Here is a 19,829-nt window from a genome sequence, read left to right on the forward strand (position 1 = left end):
AGGCAGGCTATGGACTACCTGGTCTGGAACGTGGGGCGCTGGGATTGTTCCCGAGCCGAAGCAGTCTGCGGTCAACGCGCGGATTTTCTCGACGGCGGCACGTGCTGCCAACCCCGGTTGCGGCGGGGACCAAGCGTGGCAGATCACTTCAATGAGGTTGGGTCAGTTTCTCCTGGACTGTCCAATGCCACCGCGCGATGCCCGGCGCTCGCAAGGAAATGCTGTTCGCAGGCCTTCCACAACCAGCGAAGAAGCATTCTGTTGCAAGCGGTCCTGGGGCAGTTGCTGGAGATGGGAGGCGACACGATCGACCAGTTCATGTGGAAGGATCTGGCCTTGGCCACACCACTGGCCACGACTGGCATCGGCAGCACCCTGGATGTAGGCACTGGCACGGGCGCTGGACAGATTCCGGCACTGTTCGCCGGCACAGAATCCGTCAGCCCCTTTTCCCTGCAGTAGCGTGATCAGCTCTGCGCCGCTTACAAGCCAGGTGCGCTTCGGTGGTGATGTCTCCGCAAGCAAGGATCCGGCCAGGAAGCAGGCTCCAAGCGTAAGCAGCCGGCTCATGCGACGACCCGCCTGTCGGCCTTGATGTCCTCTCATGCCTTGGACCTTGGTTGTCGTCCTTCTGGATTCCATGCAGTTGATCCCCTCACCACGCATCGACCCGTCATCACCAACCGGCGCACCGGCAACTCCGGCGTGCGCAGTCGTTCCAGCAACAGCGACATCGCTGCGCGCCCCATCTCTTCGACCGGCTGTTCGATCACGGTGATGCCCGGTTCGACCAGCTCGGTCCAGCGTTCGTTGTCGAAACCCGCCAGCGCCAGCGCATCCGGAATCTCCAGCCCCGCGCTGCGGGCGGCCTTCAATGCCCCCATGAGCAGCAGGCTGTTGCTGGCGACCAGCGCCTCCGGCCGCGATGGGCCAGCCAGCCACTGTTCGACTGTTGCAATGGCCGCTTCAGCCGTGGGTTCAACCTCGCGATAATCCGGCTCCAGCCCGTGCGTGCGCATTGCAGCCAGGTAGCCGTCACGACGTTCGGCCGCCGTGGTGCTGGTGCTGCCAAACAGGCCGCCGATGCGGCGACAGCCACGCGCGATCAGATGCTCGACCAGCCCCGCCATCGCGGCCGGATTGTCGAGCACCACGCTGTCGATCGACCCGCCGGGTGCGGCGCGGTCCACCAGTACCGTCGGATAGCCCAGTGCGAGCCGCTCCAGGCGCCCCACCGTGGTGCGGGTGGGCGCAAAGATCAGTCCACTGATGCGTTCCTCGTGCATCAACTGCAGATACAGCGCCTCACGCTCGGGGTCCTCGTCGGTGTTGCAGAGGGTGACGCGCAGGCCTTCACGATAGGCAACCTCCTCCACCGCGCGAATCAGTGCAGTGAAGAACGGGTTGCGGATGTCCGCCACGATCAGCCCGATGATGCCGGTGTGCCGGGCCCGCAGGCGTCGTGCCTGCAGGTTGGGGTGATAGCCGGTCTGGCGGATCGCCGCCTCCACCCGGCCACGCACGGCCTCGCTGACCGGGCCGCCGCCGAGCACGCGCGAGACCGTGGACTTGGAGACCCCCGCCACGCGCGCGACGTCGTTGATGCTGATGCTCATTGGAACCGTTCCCGGAAACTGCCGCTGTTCGAGGCCGGATGGCCGTTCAGGGCAATGCTAACGCCAAAGGACTATTGGTTTTTTGTGCAGTGCACATTGAAATAGGAACTGGGAACGTTCCCAATACGCCACAGCACCCCCCCCTCCCGGAGCCCGCCTTGCAGCCCTTGACCTCCCCAGCCCCCGTCAGCCGGGAACTGATCCGCCTGGATGCGCGGGCGCTCGACAAGGCCGACGCCATCGCCCAGGTGGCGCAGATGCTGGTCGCTGCCGGCTGCGTTGCGCCGGGTTACGAGGCCAGCATGGGGCGTCGCGAGGCGTTGGCGAACACCTTCCTCGGCCATGGCGTGGCCATTCCGCACGGGCTGGGCGAGGACCGCCACCTGGTGCGCCGCGATGGCATTGCCGTGCTGCAGTTTCCGGAAGGCGTGGAGTGGAATCCGGGCCAGGTCACCCGGCTGGTGGTCGGCATTGCCGCGCAGTCCGATACCCACATCACCCTGCTGCGCCGGCTGACTCGACTGATCCAGGATGAGGCAACGCTGCAGCGCCTGTTCACCACGGCCGATGCGAGCGAGATCATCAACGCGCTGGCCGGCGATGTTGCGACCACGGCCCCCAATGCGCCGGTGACTGACCTGGCCGAGCGTTTCGACTGGACCATCGCCTACCCCAACGGGCTGCACGCGCGCCCAGCCACGCGCTGGGCCGAAACAGCGCGCGGCTTCGCGGCCCGCGCACAGATCCGTGCGGGCGATCAGGCTGCGGATGGCAAGAGCCTGGTGGCGCTGCTGCAACTCGGGTTGCGCCATGGCGACGCGGTCAGCGTTTCTGCCGAGGGCGCCGATGCTCCAGCCCTGCTGGCCACGCTGCGCAAGGTCATGGACGGGCTGGTGGCACAGGAAAGGGCCGATGCCGAGCGCGCGGCGCAGCGCAAGGCTGCGCCGGTTGCGGGCTGGAATCCGCCCGACGCACAGGCGGCGATCGTCGGCATCGGCGCGAGCCCTGGGCTGGCAATCGGCCCGGTGCATGTACTGGCCAGCACGCACACCGACGTTGCTGACCGCCCCACCCCGCTCGGCGAAGGCGGCGCACGCCTGCAGGACGCGCTCAGCCGCACCCGCCAGCAGCTGGCTGCACTGCAGGATGACACCCAGCGCCGGCTCGGCGCCTCGGATGCGGCAATCTTCAAGGCGCAGGCTGCGCTGCTCGACGACACCGATCTGATTACCCGCACCTGCCAGCTGATGGTCGAAGGCCATGGCGTTGCGTGGTCCTGGCACCAGGCCATCGAGCAGATCGCCTCCGGGCTGGCTGCCCTGGGCAACCCGGTGCTGGCCGGGCGCGCCGCCGACCTGCGTGACGTGGGCCGGCGCGTACTGGCACAGCTTGATCCGTCCGCGGCGGGAGGCGGCCTTGCCGACCTGCCTGCACAACCCTGCATCCTGCTCGCCGCCGACCTGTCGCCGTCCGACACGGCCAACCTCGATACCGGTAGCGTGCTCGGCCTTGCCACCGCACTGGGCGGGCCGACCTCGCACACCGCGATTCTCTCGCGCACGTTGGGCCTGCCGGCGCTGGTCGCCGCGGGCGCGGAGCTGCTGGCGATCAGCCCGGGCCGCGAGGCGATCATCGATGGCAACAGCGGGCGCCTCTATCTGTCTCCGTCCGAGGCGGATCTCGCCTCGGCCCGTGCGTGGATCGCCGAACAGCAGCAGATCCGCGAGCGTGAAGCGGCGCAACGCGCGCAGCCGGCACAGACCCCTGACGGCCACCGCATCGACATCGGCGCCAACGTCAACCTTCCCGAACAAGTGCCGCTGGCACTGGAGCAAGGCGCGGAGGGCGTCGGCCTGATGCGCACCGAATTCCTGTTCCTTGAGCGCGGAAGCACGCCCAGCGAAGATGAGCAGTACGCCACGTACGTGGCGATGGCCAAGGCACTCGACGACCGCCCGCTGATCGTGCGTGCGCTCGATATCGGTGGCGACAAGCAGGTCGCGCACCTGGAGTTGCCGCGCGAGGAAAATCCGTTCCTCGGCGTGCGTGGCGCGCGCCTGCTGTTGCGCCGCCCCGACCTGCTGGAACCGCAGCTGCGTGCGCTGTATCGCGCGGCGAAGGACGGCGCACGCCTGTCCATCATGTTTCCGATGATCACCTCGGTGCCGGAGTTGATCGCACTGCGCGCCATCTGCGAACGGTTGCGCGCCGAGCTTGAGGCACCCGAAGTGCCGATCGGGATCATGATTGAAGTCCCTGCCGCCGCGGCCCAGAGCGATGTACTGGCGCGCCATGCCGACTTCTTCTCGATCGGCACCAACGACCTGACCCAGTACGTGCTGGCGATCGACCGCCAGAACCCGGAACTCGCGGCCGAGGCCGACAGCCTGCACCCGGCCGTGCTGCGCGCGATCCGCGCCACTGTGGAAGGCGCACGCCTGCATGGACGCTGGGTTGGTGTCTGCGGTGGCCTGGCGGGCGATCCCTTCGGCGCAATGCTGCTGGCCGGCCTGGGCGTGGACGAACTGTCGATGACCCCGAACGACATTCCGGCAGTGAAGGCGCGCCTGCGTGGCAACGCGCTGACCGATCTGCAAGCACTGGCCAACACCGCGCTGGACTGCGAAACCGCCGAGCAGGTGCGCGCTCTCGATGGAGCGCGCGCATGAGCGCCCGCGCCGTCACCATTACCCTGAATCCAGCGATCGACCAAACCGTGCGGCTGGCGCACCTGCGACCGGGCCATGTGCATCGTGCCCGCAGCTCCCGCGACGACGCTGGCGGCAAGGGCATCAACGTGGCCGCCTGCCTGGCCGATTGGGGCGTGCCGACCACCGCGATGGGCGTGCTCGGCAATGGCAACGACGGCGTGTTCAGCGCGTTGTTCGCCGAGCGCGGCATCGCAGACGCTTGCCTGCGCATTGCGGGCCGCACCCGCACCAACATCAAGCTGGTCGAAGAGGCCAACGGCGAGACCACCGACATCAACCTGCCCGGCCTGTCACTGCGTGATGCCGATCTGGACGCGGTATCGCGCCGACTCGACGCCCTGCTCCAGCCAGACCTGCCGGTGGTGCTGTCCGGCAGCCTGCCGGACGGGCTGCCAGACGATGCATGGGCGCGACTGCAGGCGCAGGCTGGCGCCGCCGGCGCGCGCGTACTGCTGGACACCAGTGGCGACGCGCTCGCCGCCGCGTTGAGCGGCGCACACGGCGCACTGCCCTACGCGGTAAAGCCCAACCGCCACGAACTGGAAGCCTGGACCGGAACGCCGCTGCCGGATCGCAGCGCCCTGCGGGCCGCGGGCCAGGCCTTGGTCGAACGCGGAGTTGCGCTTGTGGCGATCTCGATGGGCACTGACGGCGCGTTGTTCATTGATCGCAGCGGCGCCCTGATCGCGCGACCGCCGCGACTGGCACGCGGCAGCACGGTCGGTGCAGGCGATGCCATGGTCGCCGGCATCGCCGCCGCATTGCTGGAGCCCTCCCTCGATCTGGCTGCCTGCGCACGACTGGCGACGGCGTTCTCGATGAGCCGGCTGGAAAGCGGCGACGCGCGACGGCTGGATCCGGCACAGGTGCGCGCGTGGACCGGCGATGTACTGATCGAGCGGTTGGACTGAAACCCCTGCGGAGGGAGCTGCGGCTGGCCTCAGGCCACCCCTGACCCCTCCTGCAAGGACGAACCCGAAGAATTCCAGGAGTTCCCATGCAAGCTTCCACCGTAGTCATCGCCGCTGGCGAACGCAGCATCGAGGCGGTTCTTGCCGCCGAAGCGCTGCGCCGCGCCGCCCGCCAGCAAGGGCTCGAACTGGCGATCGAAATCCGCAGCGACCAGGGCGTGACCGGTGCACTGCCCGCCACGCACGCCGCCGCCGCAACGCAGCTGCTGCTGGTGGGGGACGGTGAGGCGGATGCCGCGCGCTTCGGCAATGCCCAGGTCGTGCGCGCCAGCCTCGGTGAAGTGCTGGACGACCCGCTTGCCGCGCTGGCGCTGCTCGCAGCGACATCAGCAACCGCTTCCACCGCGGACGCCGGCAAGCGCATCGTCGCCGTCACCTCCTGCCCGACCGGCATCGCCCACACCTTCATGGCAGCCGAAGGGTTGCAGCAGGCCGCCAAGGCATTGGGCCACGCGATCCGGGTGGAAACCCAGGGCTCGGTTGGCGCGCAGGACGCGTTGAGTGACGAAGAAATCGCTGTCGCCGACCTGGTATTGATCGCCGCCGACCGCGAAGTCGATCTTTCGCGCTTCGCTGGCAAACGCCTGTTCAAGAGCGGCACCAAGCCGGCGATCAACGATGGCCAGAATCTGATCCGCAAGGCACTGGCCGAGGCCGGCGTGCAAACCGGCACGGCATCTTCAGGCCGTGCGACCGAAAAGACCAAGGTCACCGGCCCCTACAAGCACCTGATGACCGGCGTGTCGTTCATGCTGCCGTTCGTCACTGCCGGTGGCCTGCTGATCGCACTGGCGTTCGCGCTCGGCGGCATCTATGCCTTCGACGATGCACACAAGGGCACGCTGGCCTGGTCGCTGTTCCAGATCGGCGCCAAGTCCGGCTTCATGCTGATGGTGCCGGCACTGGCCGGTTACATCGCCTACTCCATCGCCGATCGCCCGGGTATCGCGCCGGGCATGATCGGCGGACTGGTGGCAGTCAACATGGATGCGGGCTTCATCGGCGGTATCCTGGCTGGCTTCATCGCCGGCTACGGCGTGCACTGGATCAACCGTGCGCTGCGCCTGCCGCGTAGCCTGGAAGGCCTCAAGCCGGTATTGATCCTGCCGGTGCTGGGCACGCTGCTGGTTGGCCTGTTGATGATGTACGTGATCGGTACGCCGGTTGCCGGACTGCTGGCCTGGCTGACCGACTGGTTGCGCGGCATGCAGGGCAGCAGCGCGATCCTGCTCGGCCTGCTGCTGGGCGGAATGATGGCGGTGGATATGGGCGGGCCGGTCAACAAGGCCTCCTATGCATTCTCCACCGCACTGATTTCCAGCCAGGTCTACACGCCGATGGCTGCGACGATGATCGGCGGCATGACGCCGCCGCTGGGCATTGCGCTGGCAACGTGGTTGTTCAGCAACCGCTTCACTGCCGAGGAGCGCGGCACGGCCGGTGCCGCGGGCGTGCTCGGCCTCAGCTTCGTGACCGAGGGTGCGATCCCTTACGCCGCGCGCGATCCGCTGCGCACCATTCCAGCGCTGATCCTCGGCTCTGCCGTGGCTGGTGCGATCTCGATGGCCGCAGGCGTCGAGCTGAAGGTGCCGCACGGCGGGGTGTTCGTGCTGCCAATCCCGAATGCGGTCACCCACCTTGGCATCTACCTGCTGGCGCTGGTGGCCGGCGTGGCCGTCACCGCGGTCGCGCTACGCGTCCTCAAGAAGCCGGTCACGGCTCCCACCCTGTAAAAGGAACCTCGCCCATGACCTGTTCTTCCCGCCGCCTGTTGCCGGTAGCGATCCTGCTGGCCCTGCCTACCGTGGCCGCAGCCGCCGACGCGAGCGACGTCTTCACCCCCAAGCTGGCGTACACCGGCGAAGCGGCCGCCACGCTCGACGGCGGCAAGCGCAGCGGCACGGCGTATGCCGGCCAGCTGATGTTCGGCGCCCACGTGGATCTGGACGCCGCGTTTGGCTGGCGGGGCGCAACGATCAAGGCCTACGGCATCAACCGCCATGGCACCAATCTTGCCAACAGCAGTACAGGCAATAGCACGTCGGTGCAGGAAATCTACGGCGGCCAGGGCACGCGCCTGGCCAACCTGACGCTCGAACAGAAACTACTGAACGACCGATTGGTGCTGGAAGCCGGGCGCAGCGTCGCCAACATCCATCACCTCGGTTCGGAGTTGTGCCAGTACTTCCAGGGCAACTCGGCCTGCGGCAACCCGACCTACGTATTCCGCACCAGCAATTTCACCTGGTGGCCGGTATCGAGCTGGATGGCCGATGCCACGGCCTGGGTGACGCCCGATGTCTATGTGCGCGTCGGCGCCTACCAGGTCGATCCCAGCCAGGCGGAGGACGGCCAGCATGGCCTGAAATGGAGTACCCACCAGGCCACCGGCTGGATCGTGCCCTACACGCTCGGCTGGCGCAGCCCTGCTTCGGCACGACTGAAAGCCCGCTACGAACTCGGTGGCTGGCAGGACAACTCGACCTATCTGGATCCGCTGCGCGATGCCAACGGCACCCCGGCGCTGCTTAGTGGCCAGGACTACGCGAACCGCCGTGGTCGCTCCGGGGTGTTCGCCCGCTTCGAGCAGCAACTCACCGGGGATGGTGCCGGGCGCGGCCTGACCCTGTTCGGTGCGGCGCTCAAGGGCACCTCCGGCCAGCTGATCGAGGATCATTTTCTGCAGGCGGGCGTGGTGCAGAAAGGCACGTTCGCCGGCCGGCCGCAGGACAGCATCGCGTTCGTTGTGACCCAGCAGAAGTACAGCAGCATCGCCTTGGAGGACCTGCGCCTTGCCCGTGCCGCGGCAGGCGGTAGCGGCACGCCGCACGGGAGCCAGGTGATGATGGAACTGAGCTATGGCATCCAGCTCACCCCGCAGCTCCGGATCGCACCGAACCTGCACTACATCGTGCATCCGGACCAGTTCAACGAACCCGCCCGCCAGCGCGACCTGCCGAATGCGTTGATCGCCGGCATGCGGGTTGATTGGAGCCTGTAAGCAAAGCCAATGGCGGCCTTCCTGCCGAACTGCGTGGCGCGAAACGATTGGAGCAGAATCCGCTGCATCCAATCCGCGCCCCGGGCCGTAATGAGGATGCCCGCGCATTGCGGGCGCCAATCCGAGGGTCGCACCGTGAACGCTCTCCAGCGAATTTCCGCCGCAGTCAGCCTCGCCGTCCTTGTTTCAGCAGCTTCTTCCAGCTTCGCCGCCAACACCGTCATGGTTGGTGGCGCAGCGATGTATCCGACCAAGACCATCGTCGAGAACGCCATCAACTCCAAGGACCACACGACCTTGGTCGCCGCAGTCAAGGCGGCGGGCCTGGTCGACACCCTCAACGGGGCGGGTCCCTTCACCGTCTTCGCCCCTACCAATGCAGCCTTTGACAAGCTGCCTGCCGGGACTGTCGACACCTTGGTTAAACCGGAAAACAAGGCACAACTGACCAAGATTCTTACCTACCACGTGGTGCCAGGCACCTACACTTCCGCGCAGCTCGTTGCAGACGCCAGGAAGCATGGCGGGAAGGCGACGCTGAAGACCGTGCAGGGCGAACCACTTACGATCTCTCTCCACGAAGGCAAGCTGTGGGTTATCGATGCCAAGGGAGGCAAAGCGGGCATCAGCATTGCTGATGTAGGCCAGTCCAATGGCGTGATCCACGTGATCGACACTGTACTGATGCCGAAATGATGCGGCTTTGGGCAGCGGGCATCCGGAACGATGCCCGCTACCAGCACGCTGAGCTGGGGGCCCCGCCAGTGGCAGCGCACCTTCCTGCCCGTGCCACTGAAGCCAGCATTAGCGTGACGCGTCACGCGTAAATGAGGTTCAGGTTGCCGCTTTCCACCCTTTCGCCGCCGCGTCCAGTCGCAACGAGGCCAGATAGCGGCAGTACTTGCCAATGAAGAGGCCGGTGAAGTCCCCTGACAGCAGCAGGTAGGCCGCACTGGCGCCGGCATTGGCGATCAATGGCGGCGACACCGCGAATGCGACTTCGAAACCGTACTTCACCAGGAACGTGACCAGCAGCAGGGGCAACACGCTGTAGTCCGCGTTGCGCCAGAGCTTTCCGGTGGCGCCATCCAGGGTCAGCTTCACGTGGCCCAGCAGCAGCCACCCCAGTGCCGTGCCGGTGCCGATGCCGGCCAGCCACTCGCCCCAGGCGCTCCAGGACACTCCGTAGCGATGGCTGATCGACCAGGCGCCCCAGACGGTGAACAGCACAGGCACGACGGCCAGTTTCTGCAGTGACGTTTCGCCCGGCTTCATCGCGGCAATGCCGCGCGTGACCAGGAACGCCAGGAGAAGCCAGACCCAGGCGGGTGTCTGCGAGACGATCTGCTGGAGCATGTTCACGAGCGGTCCCCTTGTGATGAGTGGTAGCGAGGTGTCCTCGCCATGGCGCTCACTATTGGCAATCACGCGGCCCGCGGCCAGTGACAGCTGTCAGTCTTCGAGTGTTACGGAGCGGCGGTAATCGGGCGCATTCAGGACGCTCTCGATCCAACCCACATAGCGCGATACCCGAACGTTGTGCACCACCTGCCCGTAGAAGCCGGCCTCAAGGGCATGCTCGGGAACGGCGGTGATCCAGGAGCCCAGCCCCACCAGCTGCCAAACGCCGTGATCCTTGATCAGTAGCGGGCCGCCGCTGTCGCCGTTACCGAGCACGCCTTCAAGCGGCAGGCCCTGTGGCGGGGCATCGAACCGATACCAGAGATAGCGATCATTGCCTCCGGTAATGGCGTTGTATGCTCGCCGCAGCGTGGTGCGATGCGGTCCGCCCGGCACCAGTCCCATCGCACCATTGCCAGTGGCGCCCTTCCCGATCAAGGCGGCGATCTGCGTGATCTCGGCGCTGCCGCGATACAGCGCCACGGGCTGCACGTCGTTCACGGGCGCTGCGAGCCGGATCAGTGCAATGTCATCCGACCCGGCCAGGAAAGCATGGATCTTCGCAGGGCTCCCCGTCGCCAGCGCCTCCTTACCCAGTGCGTCGGGCATTCTCCTGTAGCCGGGATGCACGACCACACGCTCCACGCCGTAATCCTTGCCGTTGATGGCGATGGCCTGCCCCATCCCTTCCATCGGTGCGGCATGCGCTGCTGTCAGCACCCACTGCGGCGCGATCAGAACGCCCTGCCCTTCGCCCGGCATGTCAGCCAGGGCCGGAAACTCGGATCCATTGATCCGGTAGCGGGCATCGTCCACATCGTGGCGGATGACCACGGCTCCAGCAGCGAGCGGCAGCGCGGCAAGCGCCAGAAACAGCCAGCGGATCATGGGGGCCTTCATCCTTGCGGTCAGTCGCTGCAGCCTAGCCGAACGCATCCAGCCAAGGGAAAACGTCCGATCAACCTCCCCTGTCCGACGACGAATGCCGCAGATCCGGCACCGAAACCGGGGCGGCCACGGGCCGTTAACAGCCTGCCTCTATGCTGGGGCCTCATTGGAAACCCATGAGGTATGACCATGACCAAGCTGCACACCCTGATGTTGACCGGCTGCCTGCTTGCACTGAGCCCACTGGCCTCGGCCGAAACCGTGAACCTGACCAACAGCGCCGACGGTGCCAATCGCGATGCGGGCATCGCTGCGGTCAAGAAGAAGCTGCAGGACGCGTGCACCGACCGCAAGGGCTCGCCCGATGCGGCTTCGTTCGAGGTGGTCTTCGAGAAGACCAGCGAGAACCCGAACGTACCCAAGCCGTACTACGTAGATGGCAAGATGAAGTGCGAACTGCCGGGCTGAAGGGCCCGGCCACGCGATCATCGATAGAGCATCAAACGCTGGCGGCCGACGTTCGCCGCCGGTACCGCTCGATCCAGTCCAGTGACGGGGCAATGCCGCCGAACGGGAAGAAGTGCGGGCTGATCTGGCCGTGCCCGGCCGTCAGCCCACTCACCAACCGATCCACAAACACCTCCGGCCCCGCCGTTCCCAGCAGCCGACCGATCGAGATGCCATACCGCGCCAGCATCGATGCACTGGCACCCACGCCGCACATCGCGGCGTAGCGGGCCAACCGCGCAATGCTGGCCGGCCCCGGCACGCCCACCAGCACTGGCACCGTGATGCCACGGGCCCGCAGTGCATCCAGCCAGGCCAGCACGATATCGGCATCGAAGCCGAACTGGGTGATGATCAGCGGTGCCATGCCGCGCGCCTCGATGACCTGGCACTTACGCTCCAGCACGCGCCAACGGTCCTCGGTGTTCATCACCGGATGCCCTTCCGGATGCCCGCCCATGGCAACAACCTTGATGCCGCAACGTTCAAGAAGGCCGGTCTCGATGATCGAAGTACTGTCGGCATATGGGCCTGCGGGCGTGGAAAGATCACCCGCGATAAGCAGGCACTTCGCTACCCCGGCTTCGCTGGCGGCACGTTCCAGGAACCGCTCAAGCGCTGCACGCGACCCGATACGGCGGGCAGAGAGATGCGGCATCGGCTCGAAGCCGAGCTCGCGCACCGTGCGAGCGGCCGCCAGCCGGGCATCGTCGTCCTCATTCGCCAGGTAGGGAATCGAGATCGTCGTCCCGGGAGCGATGCGGCCCGCTTCCGCGCGCAGTGCCGGCATGGCCTTGGCGCTCACTTCCAGCGAAAACGTGTTGATGAAGGCTTCCGCCCGCTGCGATCCGGGTGCGGGCATCAACGGGCTCCGCCTGCATTGCCGGCAACCGGCGTGCTGTTACGCGCCAGTTCGACGAAGGCCTGCAGGTAGTCGATACCGATATCGGCCTCGCGCGCGCCCAGGTAGATCTGCTTGGGAATGCCTTTCGCACCCAGGCGCACCGGCACCACGTCCATGCGTGCGGCATATTCCTCCACCAGCCAACGCGGCATGGCGGCCACGCCGCGACCGCTGGCCACCATCTGCATCATGATGTCGGTGGTTTCGATGGTCTTGTGGCGCCGCGGCGTAATGCCCGCCGGCAGCAGGAACTGGTTGTAGATATCCAGGCGCTCGAACGGTACCGGGTAGCTGATCAGCACTTCCTGGCCGAGCTGGCGCGGCTTTACGTGATCCACCTTGGCCAGGGCGTGATTCCTGGCCACCACCAGCACCTGCTCGTAGTCGAACACGGGCACGAACTTCAGGCCCGGCTTCAGCAGCGGGTCCGGCGTGACCAGCAGGTCGATCTCGTAGCCGAACAGTGCACCGATGCCGCCGAACTGGAACTTCTGCTTGACGTCCACATCCACGTCCGGCCACGCGGCCAGGTACGGCGAGACGATCTTCAGCAACCACTGGTAACAGGGATGGCATTCCATGCCGATGCGCAGCGCGCCTCGCTCGCCCTGGGCGAACTGGCCCAGGCGCTCCTCGGCCAGGTCCAGCTGCGGCAGCACGCGGTTGGCCACCGCCAGCAGGTACTGCCCGGCCTGGGTCAAGCGCAGGCTGCGGCCTTCGCGCAGCCAGACATCGGTGCCGAGCTGCTGCTCCAGCTTCTTCATGCTGTGGCTGAGGGCTGACTGGGTCAGGTTGAGCACGCCGGCGGCAGCAGTCAGCGAGCCCTGTTGCTCGACCTGCTGCACGATGCTGAGGTGGATCCGTTCCAACATGACGATGAATACCGCTCATGGATTGGTGAAGTAATACCATTTTACGTCATGGAAGGGCATGACTAGGATCGGGTCATGCCTTCGGTTGCCTGCCAGCCCGGTCACCTCGCCGGCCTGCAGGACTGCGCCCCCGCAGATCGCCCGAAGGAGCTCCCTCCCCTGCTGAAAGCGAACAGATGACCCGCCCCCTCCGTATCGTCGCCGTTTCCGGCGGACTGCAGCGCCCCTCCAGGGCTGCAACCCTGGCCGAGCACCTGCTGGACCTGATCGGCGAGGACGTTGCCTGCGAGCCACACCTGATCGAGCTGGGCGAACTGGCGCCGCAGCTGGCCGGCGCACTGTGGCGCTCGCAGCTGCCCGATAGCGCGGAGCGGCAGCTGGTGGCCGTTGAACAGGCAGACGTGCTGGTGGTGGCCACGCCGGTCTACCGCGGCTCGTACACTGGCCTGTTCAAGCACTTCTTCGACTTCATCCACCAGGACGCACTGGTCGACACCCCCATCCTGCTGGCCGCCACCGGCGGCAGCGAGCGCCACGCACTGGTGATCGACCATCAGCTGCGGCCGCTCTTCAGCTTCTTCCAGGCGCGCACCCTGCCCTTGGGCGTGTACGCCACCGACCGTGATTTCGCCGAGGGCCGCGTGCACAACGACGCCCTGATCCAGCGCGCACGGCTGGCGGTGCAGCGGGCGATGCCCCTGCTTGCCCTGTCCCATCGCGCAGCGCCTGCCACTGCCGAGGCCGCTGCAGTCCTTTGAATGCCGAATGCCAGCGACCCGCATACGGATGTTACCCCCGCAACCCGGAACGCCGCCCATGACGACCGAGAACTTCACCTTCAGCATCACGCGCATCCCTTTCAACGAGGACTACCAGCCCGCTGACGGCACGCGCATCACCACCAACTTCGCCAACCTGGCTCGCGGCGAGTCCCGCCAGGAGAACCTGCGCAACACGATCAGCATGATCAACAACCGCTTCAACGACCTGGCGCACTGGGACAACCCGAGCGCGGACCGCTACGCCGTCGAGCTGGACATCATCTCGGTGGAGATGCACATCGATGGCGGTGGTGGCAGCGATCCGTTCCCGCTGATCGAAGTGCTGCGCCCGACCATTGTCGACACCCGGACCGGCACGCGCACCGAAGGCATCGTCGGCAACAATTTCTCGTCCTACGTACGTGACTACGATTTCAGCGTGGTACTTCCGGCCAGCAACGAGGGCAAGGCCAGCTTCGGCATTCCGGAAGGCTTCGGCGACCTGCACGGCAAGCTGTTCCAGCACTTCCTGGAATCGGAGGCCTACCGTGCCAATTTCAGCAAGGGGCCGGTGATCTGCATCAGCGTCTCCAGCAGCAAGACCTACCATCGTACCGAGAACCACCATCCGATCCTGGGCGTGGAGTACCGCCAGGGCGAGTCCTCCCCCACCGACCAGTACTTCGACAAGATGGGCCTGCAGGTGCGCTACTTCATGCCGCTGGGCAGCGTTGCGCCGCTGGCGTTCTACTTCCAGGGCGACCTGCTGGGCGACTACTCGAACCTGGAACTGATCGGCACCATCAGCACGATGGAAGCGTTCCAGAAGATCTACCGGCCGGAGATCTACAACGCCAATTCCGTGGCCGGCAAGGTCTACCAGCCCAGCCTGAAGCACCAGGACTATTCGTCCACCCGCATCGTCTACGACCGCGAAGAGCGCAGCCAGCTGGCGGTCAAGCAGGGCAAGTTCACCGAAGAGCACTTCATCAAGCCGTACCGCGCCGTGCTTGAGCAGTGGGCTGCCCGCTGATCCACCGATTCCCCATTCGCCCCAGGACACATAACGCAATGTCGACGAAGAAACTGCTCCCCACCTCCACCGCCGGCAGCCTGCCCAAGCCCTCCTGGCTGGCGGAGCCCGAAAAGCTCTGGTCGCCCTGGAAACTGCAGGATGAAAGCTTGACCGAAGGCAAGCAGGATGCCCTGCGCCTGTCCCTGCAGGAACAGCAGCACGCCGGCATCGATATCGTCAGCGACGGTGAGCAGACCCGGCAGCACTTCGTTACCACGTTCATCGAGCACCTCAACGGCGTCGATTTCGAGAAGCGCGAAACCGTGCGCATCCGCAACCGCTACGACGCCAGCGTGCCGACCGTGGTCGGTGCCGTGAGCCGCCCGAAGCCGGTGTTCATGGAGGATGCGAAGTTCCTGCGCCGGCAGACCACGCAGCCGATCAAATGGGCACTGCCCGGGCCGATGACCATGATCGACACCCTGTACGACGCACACTACAAGAGCCGTGAGAAGCTGGCCTGGGAATTCGCGAAGATCCTCAACGAGGAAGCGAAGGAGCTGGAAGCCGTCGGCGTGGACATCATCCAGTTCGATGAGCCCGCCTTCAACGTGTTCTTCGACGAAGTGAACGACTGGGGCGTGGCCGCGCTGGAACGTGCGATCGAAGGGCTGAAGTGCGAGACCGCCGTGCACATCTGTTATGGCTACGGCATCAAGGCCAACACCGACTGGAAGCAGACGCTGGGATCGGAATGGCGCCAGTACGAAGAGTCGTTCCCGAAGCTGCAGACCTCCAACCTCGACATCATCTCGTTGGAATGCCACAACTCGCACGTGCCGATCGATCTGATCGAGCTGGTGCGCGGCAAGAAGGTGATGGTCGGCGCCATCGACGTGGCCTCCAGCACGGTGGAGACGGCTGAGGAAGTGGCCAACACCCTGCGCAAGGCCCTGCAGTTCGTGGACGCCGACAAGCTCTACCCGAGCACCAACTGCGGCATGGCACCACTGGCCCGTGAAGTGGCACGGGGCAAGCTGCGTGCACTCAGCGAAGGGGCAAGGATCGTGCGCGAAGAACTTTCGGCGTAGCCCTGGCCGGGAGCGCACTAGCATCCGGCCGTCCGGTTGACGGAGCCTGATCTGGTATCGGCCAGGCTCCACCCCGCCCCGGCACCTCGGGCCTGGCCAGCATCGCCGGGGGCCGCGGCCCAAGCGCCGCCTTGATCCGCCCCATCTCTCCCGCCCCGGCCTCGGCCAGGCGGCGGGCCTGCTGCCGCTGCTCCCGCGTAGGCGCCGGAGGTGATAGAGCACCGGTATCTACCAGCCGCGCCACCGCATCGCACAACCGCAACTGCGGGCAAAGCCGGGCGGCACACCAGCGCTCGGCGTAGCGCTTGGCCTGGCGAGCATTCACGGCGGCCACGACCTTGGGCTGGGGTGATTTCCGCGCGGCGAGGAACAGGCGGACGCCGAGCACGGCATGCGGCACGACGTTGGCCACACAGCGGCCGTCCCACCACAGGTCCCAGCGGTCACCGCTCTGCACCCAGCCGGAGGGCCGGGTAGCGGTCATGAAATCGGGAAGGCTGGAGGGCGAATGCATGGCCGGAAGAATACGGTCGGCCGTCGCACGGGCTGAGATTGCGGAGTTGCGCTGGCGACCTCTCAACGCTTCTGCCGTAGCGAAGCCCTCTTCACCACTCTGGGCCGAGCAGCTTCTCCACCTCGGTTTCGAGTTTCTTTGCGGCTTCGGCCTGCGAGGCCACCTTGATGCACAGCCCGGATTGCGCGGGACCCGGAGTCAACTGGTAGCGGTTGATGGTGCCGCCGCCGTCGCCATCCAGCTCCACCCGGGCCACCAGGGTTCGGCCGTTGGCATTGAAGATCCAGTCCCGGTATTCGGACATCGTTGATTCCATGCGTGACACTTTGAGTGGCCTTCACTCTAAGCGGAGCGACGGTGAAGAGCGCCCGAAGAAAACGTTCGCGGAGCGTGGGTGCCGGGGGGCAGGCGGCAAGCAGACGAGCATGGACTGGGCTCCACAGCTCGGGCGCGGCTCACGGAGTATGATGCCGCCTTCCCCGAACTGCCGTGATTGCAGCGGGCGCGTTCCCGTGAGGTACGCGTCGGCGCCGCTGAGACACCCCGCCCGATGCTCGTTTCCTACTCCCCTTTCCTCATCTGGGCGGCCGTGGCCGTTGCCACCGTAGGCCTGCTGTTCCGGCCATTCCGCATTCCGGAGTACGTGTGGGCACTGGGGGCTGCCCTTCTGCTTCCACTGCTGGGAGCGCTGTCGTTCGGCACGACCTGGAACGCGGTGGCCGAGGGCCGCGATGTCTATCTGTTCCTGGTCGGCATGATGGTGCTGGCCGAGCTGGCCCGGCGCGAGGGCCTGTTCGACTGGCTGGCGCTGTACGCGGTCCGCCACGCAGGCGGCTCGGGACGACGCCTGTTCGACCTCGTGTTCCTGGTCGGCACGTTGGTGACCGTGTTCCTTTCCAACGATGCCACGGCGGTGGTGCTGACCCCGGCGGTCTACGCAGCCTGCAAGGCGGCCCGTGCCAACCCCCTGCCCTATCTGTTCGTCTGTGCGTTCATCGCCAATGCGGCCAGCTTCGTGCTGCCCATTTCCAACCCGGCCAACCTGGTGGTGTACGGCCAGCACATGCCGCCGCTGACGCAGTGGCTGGCTCAGTTCGCGCTGCCGTCGCTGGCCGCGATCGGCGCCACCTATCTGGTGCTGCGCTGGGTGCATCGGCGCGAGATCGCGCAGCCGCTGGTGGCGGCACCGGCGCATCGCCCGCTGACCGAAGGCGGCCGGCTCAGCGCACTGGGCGTGTTGTTCACCGGCACCGTGCTGCTGGTGACCTCCGCACTGAACGGCCCGCTCGGCCTGGCCACGTTCTGCGCAGGCACGCTGAGCGTGGCAGTGGTGGCGATGCGCCAGCGGCGCAGTCCGTTGCCGCTGCTGCGCCATGTGTCATGGGGCGTACTGCCGCTGGTGGCCGGCCTGTTCGTGCTGGTGGAAGCGGTAGCACAGACCGGTGTCATCCAGACGGCGGCCAGCGCGCTGCAGGCCGTGGCGCAGGCATCACCGCACCAGGCCAGCTGGCTGGCCGGTGGCGCGGCGGCGTTGCTGAGCAACGTGGCCAACAATCTGCCGGTCGGCTTGGCCGCTGGCTCGCTGGGCCAGATGGCCGATCTGCCGGCACAGACCCGCGCCGCATTGCTGGTCGGCGTGGACCTGGGCCCCAACCTGTCGGTGACCGGCTCGTTGGCCACGATGCTGTGGCTGGTGGCACTGCGCCGCGAGGGCGAGCATGTCAGCGCGCTCGACTTCCTGCGCGTGGGCGCGCTGGTGATGCCGCCTGCGCTGATCGGGGCATTGTTGCTGCTCTAGGTCAGGCGCGGGTCGGTCGCCATGACCAAGCCGCTCAGCGATCACCCTCGAGATCAATCACCCGGTCAGTCGGGCTCACGATGCCTCGCCGATGGGTGATGGCCACCACGGTTACATCATTCGCAAGTGCGCGGATGTGGTCCATGATCTCGCGCTCGGTGGCTTCATCCAGCGCAGAGCTTGCCTCGTCCAGGAACAGGATCGCTGGCTCGCCATACAGTGCACGGGCTATCGCGATGCGCTGGCGCTCACCGCCGGACAACTTCAGGCCACGCTCGCCCACCGTCGTTTCAAGGCCCTCGGGCAGCGCCTCGATCAACGGCAGGATCGAGGCCTTGCGTGCGGCATGCCGCAGCCGATCATCATCGCGCGCGCGCCCCAGCAGGATGTTGTCGGCCAGGCTTTCGTTGAGCAGGATGACATCCTGCGGAACCACTGCGACGGCGGCATGCCACGCCGCACGGTCGATCCGGGACAGGTCAACACCATCGACCAGGATCCGGCCACACTGGGGATCGATCGACTTCAGGGCAAGCTTGAACAGGGTCGACTTCCCTGCCCCGGTTGGCCCGATCAGGAAATTGATGCCGCCACGTTCGGCCTCGAAGGACATATCACTTACCCCGCGACCGTTGCCATAGCGGTGGCTGACCCGCTCGAACGCCAGCCGGCCGCTTTCACCCGCAAAGCGCTGGGCATCGGCTGCCTGTCGCTCCTCGGGCGCCGCCCACAAGGTGGAAAGCGGGGCCAGCATGCTCCACGAGCGCGCGACGTCATCGATCGAACGGGCAATCATCTCGAACGGCATGTTGAGCTGGAGCAGCAGCAGGTTGAACAGGACGATGTCGCCGACGCTCAGGCCGCCGCTCTGGTAGCGCGGCAGCAACAGGTGGAAGGTAACGATGAACTCGACCGCCAGGCCGATGCCCAGCAGTGCAATGAAGCCGATCCGCTGCAGTACGTAGGCGCGCCAGCTGTCGCGCACCTCCTGGGCCTTCTGCTCGAAGCGCTGCACCATCCAGGCGCTGCCGCCGAACTGGCGCAGCGTCTCCATGGCATTCATGGCATTGCCGACGAAGCGCGCGTTCTGCTGCCCGGCCTCGACCGCCGCTTCGCGATGGATGCGTGCACGCCGGGTAGCGATGGCGGAAAGCGTGACGGCTACCGTGCCGTAGGCCAGCACGATGGCCACCACCTGCAGGTTGATCAACGCACCCAACGTTATCAGCGTCAACAGGATCTGCAGCGCACTGGGAATGAAGGCCACCAGCCCCAGCTGCACCACGATCTTCAGCGCGCCACGGCCTTTCTCCCCTGCCACCTGCAGCTCGGCGGCGTTGTAGTCCAGGAAGAAGCTGTTGGTCTTCTTCAGCAGACGGGCGAAGTAGCGGGTACTGGTGATGAAGCCGAGGTTCTCGCCGCTGAGGAACGACAGGTACTGCACCGTGTTCTGCAGGGCACTGCCCGCGCCCAGGATGAAGGCGTAGAGCAGGAATCCCCCCGCCAGGGCACTGGCCCCGTCGATGGGCAACCGGTCGATCAGGCGCGAGAAAAGGTACGGCGCAGCAACGCTGGCCAGGCTGGACAACAGGACACTGCCGGCGATGAGCAGCAGCAGCCTGCGGTCAGCCTTCCAGTACGCGCCCAGGATTTCAGCGACGGGCGGCGGAACAGCAGTCTTCTTCATCGGCCTTGTTCCGGCGTGGACTACACCCTTGAATGATATGCTATAACATATCCATTCAGGAGCGACGTCGCCACGTCGCAGGCCACTTTCGG

The 19,829-nt window shown here is 66.2% G+C and carries 19 protein-coding genes; 10 read left to right on the forward strand and 9 right to left on the reverse strand.

Features of this window, described 5'->3' with window-relative positions:
• Positions 1-162: 162 nt before the first annotated feature.
• Together SMAL_RS21105 and SMAL_RS10360 are read right to left on the reverse strand one after the other, a co-directional pair.
• Positions 163-666: a Rap1a/Tai family immunity protein gene (locus SMAL_RS21105; protein WP_332250437.1), complete on the reverse strand. Its 504-nt coding sequence runs from the start codon at positions 664-666 to the stop codon at positions 163-165.
• Entirely contained in the window at positions 603-1,616 is a 1,014-nt protein-coding gene (locus SMAL_RS10360) for a LacI family DNA-binding transcriptional regulator (RefSeq protein ID WP_012511091.1), read from the reverse strand. Before SMAL_RS10360 ends, SMAL_RS21105 begins: the two co-directional genes overlap by 64 nt.
• A 158-nt stretch (positions 1,617-1,774) precedes the next feature.
• Between SMAL_RS10360 and ptsP the strand changes: the two genes are divergently transcribed.
• The 5 genes from ptsP to SMAL_RS10385 all read left to right on the forward strand — a co-directional run bounded on the left by ptsP (position 1,775) and on the right by SMAL_RS10385 (position 8,995).
• A complete protein-coding gene (gene ptsP / locus SMAL_RS10365) occupies positions 1,775-4,285 on the forward strand; it encodes a phosphoenolpyruvate--protein phosphotransferase (RefSeq protein ID WP_012511092.1) in 2,511 nt (836 codons plus the stop codon).
• The gene (gene pfkB, locus SMAL_RS10370) at positions 4,282-5,238 is read left to right on the forward strand and encodes a 1-phosphofructokinase (RefSeq protein ID WP_012511093.1); all 957 of its coding nucleotides are present in this window, start codon (positions 4,282-4,284) and stop codon (positions 5,236-5,238) included. Before ptsP ends, pfkB begins: the two co-directional genes overlap by 4 nt.
• An 86-nt stretch (positions 5,239-5,324) precedes the next feature.
• Positions 5,325-7,031 carry a PTS fructose transporter subunit IIC gene (locus SMAL_RS10375; protein WP_012511094.1) on the forward strand — a complete coding sequence of 569 codons (1,707 nt, stop codon included), beginning with the start codon at positions 5,325-5,327 and terminating at the stop codon, positions 7,029-7,031.
• A gap of 14 nt (positions 7,032-7,045) precedes the next feature.
• Complete coding sequence (locus SMAL_RS10380; RefSeq protein WP_012511095.1) at positions 7,046-8,299, forward strand: carbohydrate porin; 1,254 nt, start codon at positions 7,046-7,048, stop codon at positions 8,297-8,299.
• Between the two features lie 96 nt (positions 8,300-8,395).
• The gene (locus tag SMAL_RS10385) at positions 8,396-8,995 is read left to right on the forward strand and encodes a fasciclin domain-containing protein (protein ID WP_198283157.1); all 600 of its coding nucleotides are present in this window, start codon (positions 8,396-8,398) and stop codon (positions 8,993-8,995) included.
• Between the two features lie 138 nt (positions 8,996-9,133).
• Here SMAL_RS10385 and SMAL_RS10390 read toward each other — a convergent pair whose 3' ends face one another.
• Positions 9,134-9,655, reverse strand: coding sequence for a DUF6622 family protein (locus SMAL_RS10390; protein WP_012511096.1), 522 nt, complete (start codon positions 9,653-9,655; stop codon positions 9,134-9,136).
• A gap of 96 nt (positions 9,656-9,751) precedes the next feature.
• On the reverse strand, positions 9,752-10,588 hold the full coding sequence (locus SMAL_RS10395) for a S1 family peptidase (RefSeq protein WP_012511097.1): 837 nt from the start codon (positions 10,586-10,588) through the stop codon (positions 9,752-9,754).
• 189 nt (positions 10,589-10,777) lie between these two features.
• Here SMAL_RS10395 and SMAL_RS10400 point away from each other — a divergent pair, with 189 nt between their 5' ends.
• Complete coding sequence (locus SMAL_RS10400; protein ID WP_012511098.1) at positions 10,778-11,056, forward strand: hypothetical protein; 279 nt, start codon at positions 10,778-10,780, stop codon at positions 11,054-11,056.
• Positions 11,057-11,087: 31 nt separating this feature from the next.
• On the opposite strand, the gene SMAL_RS10405 is transcribed toward SMAL_RS10400, so the two are convergent.
• Together SMAL_RS10405 and SMAL_RS10410 are read right to left on the reverse strand one after the other, a co-directional pair.
• On the reverse strand, positions 11,088-11,957 hold the full coding sequence (locus SMAL_RS10405) for a methylenetetrahydrofolate reductase (protein ID WP_012511099.1): 870 nt from the start codon (positions 11,955-11,957) through the stop codon (positions 11,088-11,090).
• Positions 11,957-12,871 (reverse strand): LysR family transcriptional regulator, encoded by a 915-nt coding sequence (locus SMAL_RS10410; protein WP_012511100.1) that lies wholly within the window; start codon positions 12,869-12,871, stop codon positions 11,957-11,959. Before SMAL_RS10410 ends, SMAL_RS10405 begins: the two co-directional genes overlap by 1 nt.
• Before the next feature lie 176 nt (positions 12,872-13,047).
• Between SMAL_RS10410 and msuE the strand changes: the two genes are divergently transcribed.
• The 3 genes from msuE to SMAL_RS10425 are packed head-to-tail and all read left to right on the forward strand — an operon-like array spanning position 13,048 to position 15,738.
• Positions 13,048-13,629 (forward strand): FMN reductase, encoded by a 582-nt coding sequence (gene msuE / locus SMAL_RS10415; RefSeq protein WP_012511101.1) that lies wholly within the window; start codon positions 13,048-13,050, stop codon positions 13,627-13,629.
• Positions 13,630-13,687: 58 nt separating this feature from the next.
• The gene (locus tag SMAL_RS10420) at positions 13,688-14,665 is read left to right on the forward strand and encodes a DUF1852 domain-containing protein (RefSeq protein ID WP_012511102.1); all 978 of its coding nucleotides are present in this window, start codon (positions 13,688-13,690) and stop codon (positions 14,663-14,665) included.
• A 38-nt stretch (positions 14,666-14,703) separates the two neighbouring features.
• Positions 14,704-15,738, forward strand: coding sequence for a methionine synthase (locus SMAL_RS10425; RefSeq protein ID WP_012511103.1), 1,035 nt, complete (start codon positions 14,704-14,706; stop codon positions 15,736-15,738).
• Here the strand turns inward: SMAL_RS10425 and SMAL_RS21190 are convergent.
• Both SMAL_RS21190 and SMAL_RS10430 read right to left on the reverse strand, forming a co-directional pair.
• The gene (locus SMAL_RS21190; RefSeq protein WP_012511104.1) at positions 15,695-16,318 is read right to left on the reverse strand and encodes a hypothetical protein; all 624 of its coding nucleotides are present in this window, start codon (positions 16,316-16,318) and stop codon (positions 15,695-15,697) included. The two genes, SMAL_RS10425 and SMAL_RS21190, sit on opposite strands and share 44 nt — an antisense overlap.
• A gap of 25 nt (positions 16,319-16,343) precedes the next feature.
• Entirely contained in the window at positions 16,344-16,556 is a 213-nt protein-coding gene (locus SMAL_RS10430; RefSeq protein ID WP_012511105.1) for a hypothetical protein, read from the reverse strand.
• 246 nt (positions 16,557-16,802) lie between these two features.
• On the opposite strand from SMAL_RS10430, the gene SMAL_RS10435 reads away from it, so the two are divergent.
• A complete protein-coding gene (locus tag SMAL_RS10435) occupies positions 16,803-18,050 on the forward strand; it encodes an arsenic transporter (RefSeq protein WP_012511106.1) in 1,248 nt (415 codons plus the stop codon).
• A 34-nt stretch (positions 18,051-18,084) separates the two neighbouring features.
• Here SMAL_RS10435 and SMAL_RS10440 read toward each other — a convergent pair whose 3' ends face one another.
• Positions 18,085-19,737 carry an ABC transporter ATP-binding protein gene (locus SMAL_RS10440; protein ID WP_012511107.1) on the reverse strand — a complete coding sequence of 551 codons (1,653 nt, stop codon included), beginning with the start codon at positions 19,735-19,737 and terminating at the stop codon, positions 18,085-18,087.
• Positions 19,738-19,829: the final 92 nt, after the last annotated feature.

Origin of the sequence: Stenotrophomonas maltophilia R551-3 (assembly GCF_000020665.1) — a bacterium.
GTDB lineage: Bacteria > Pseudomonadota > Gammaproteobacteria > Xanthomonadales > Xanthomonadaceae > Stenotrophomonas > Stenotrophomonas maltophilia_L.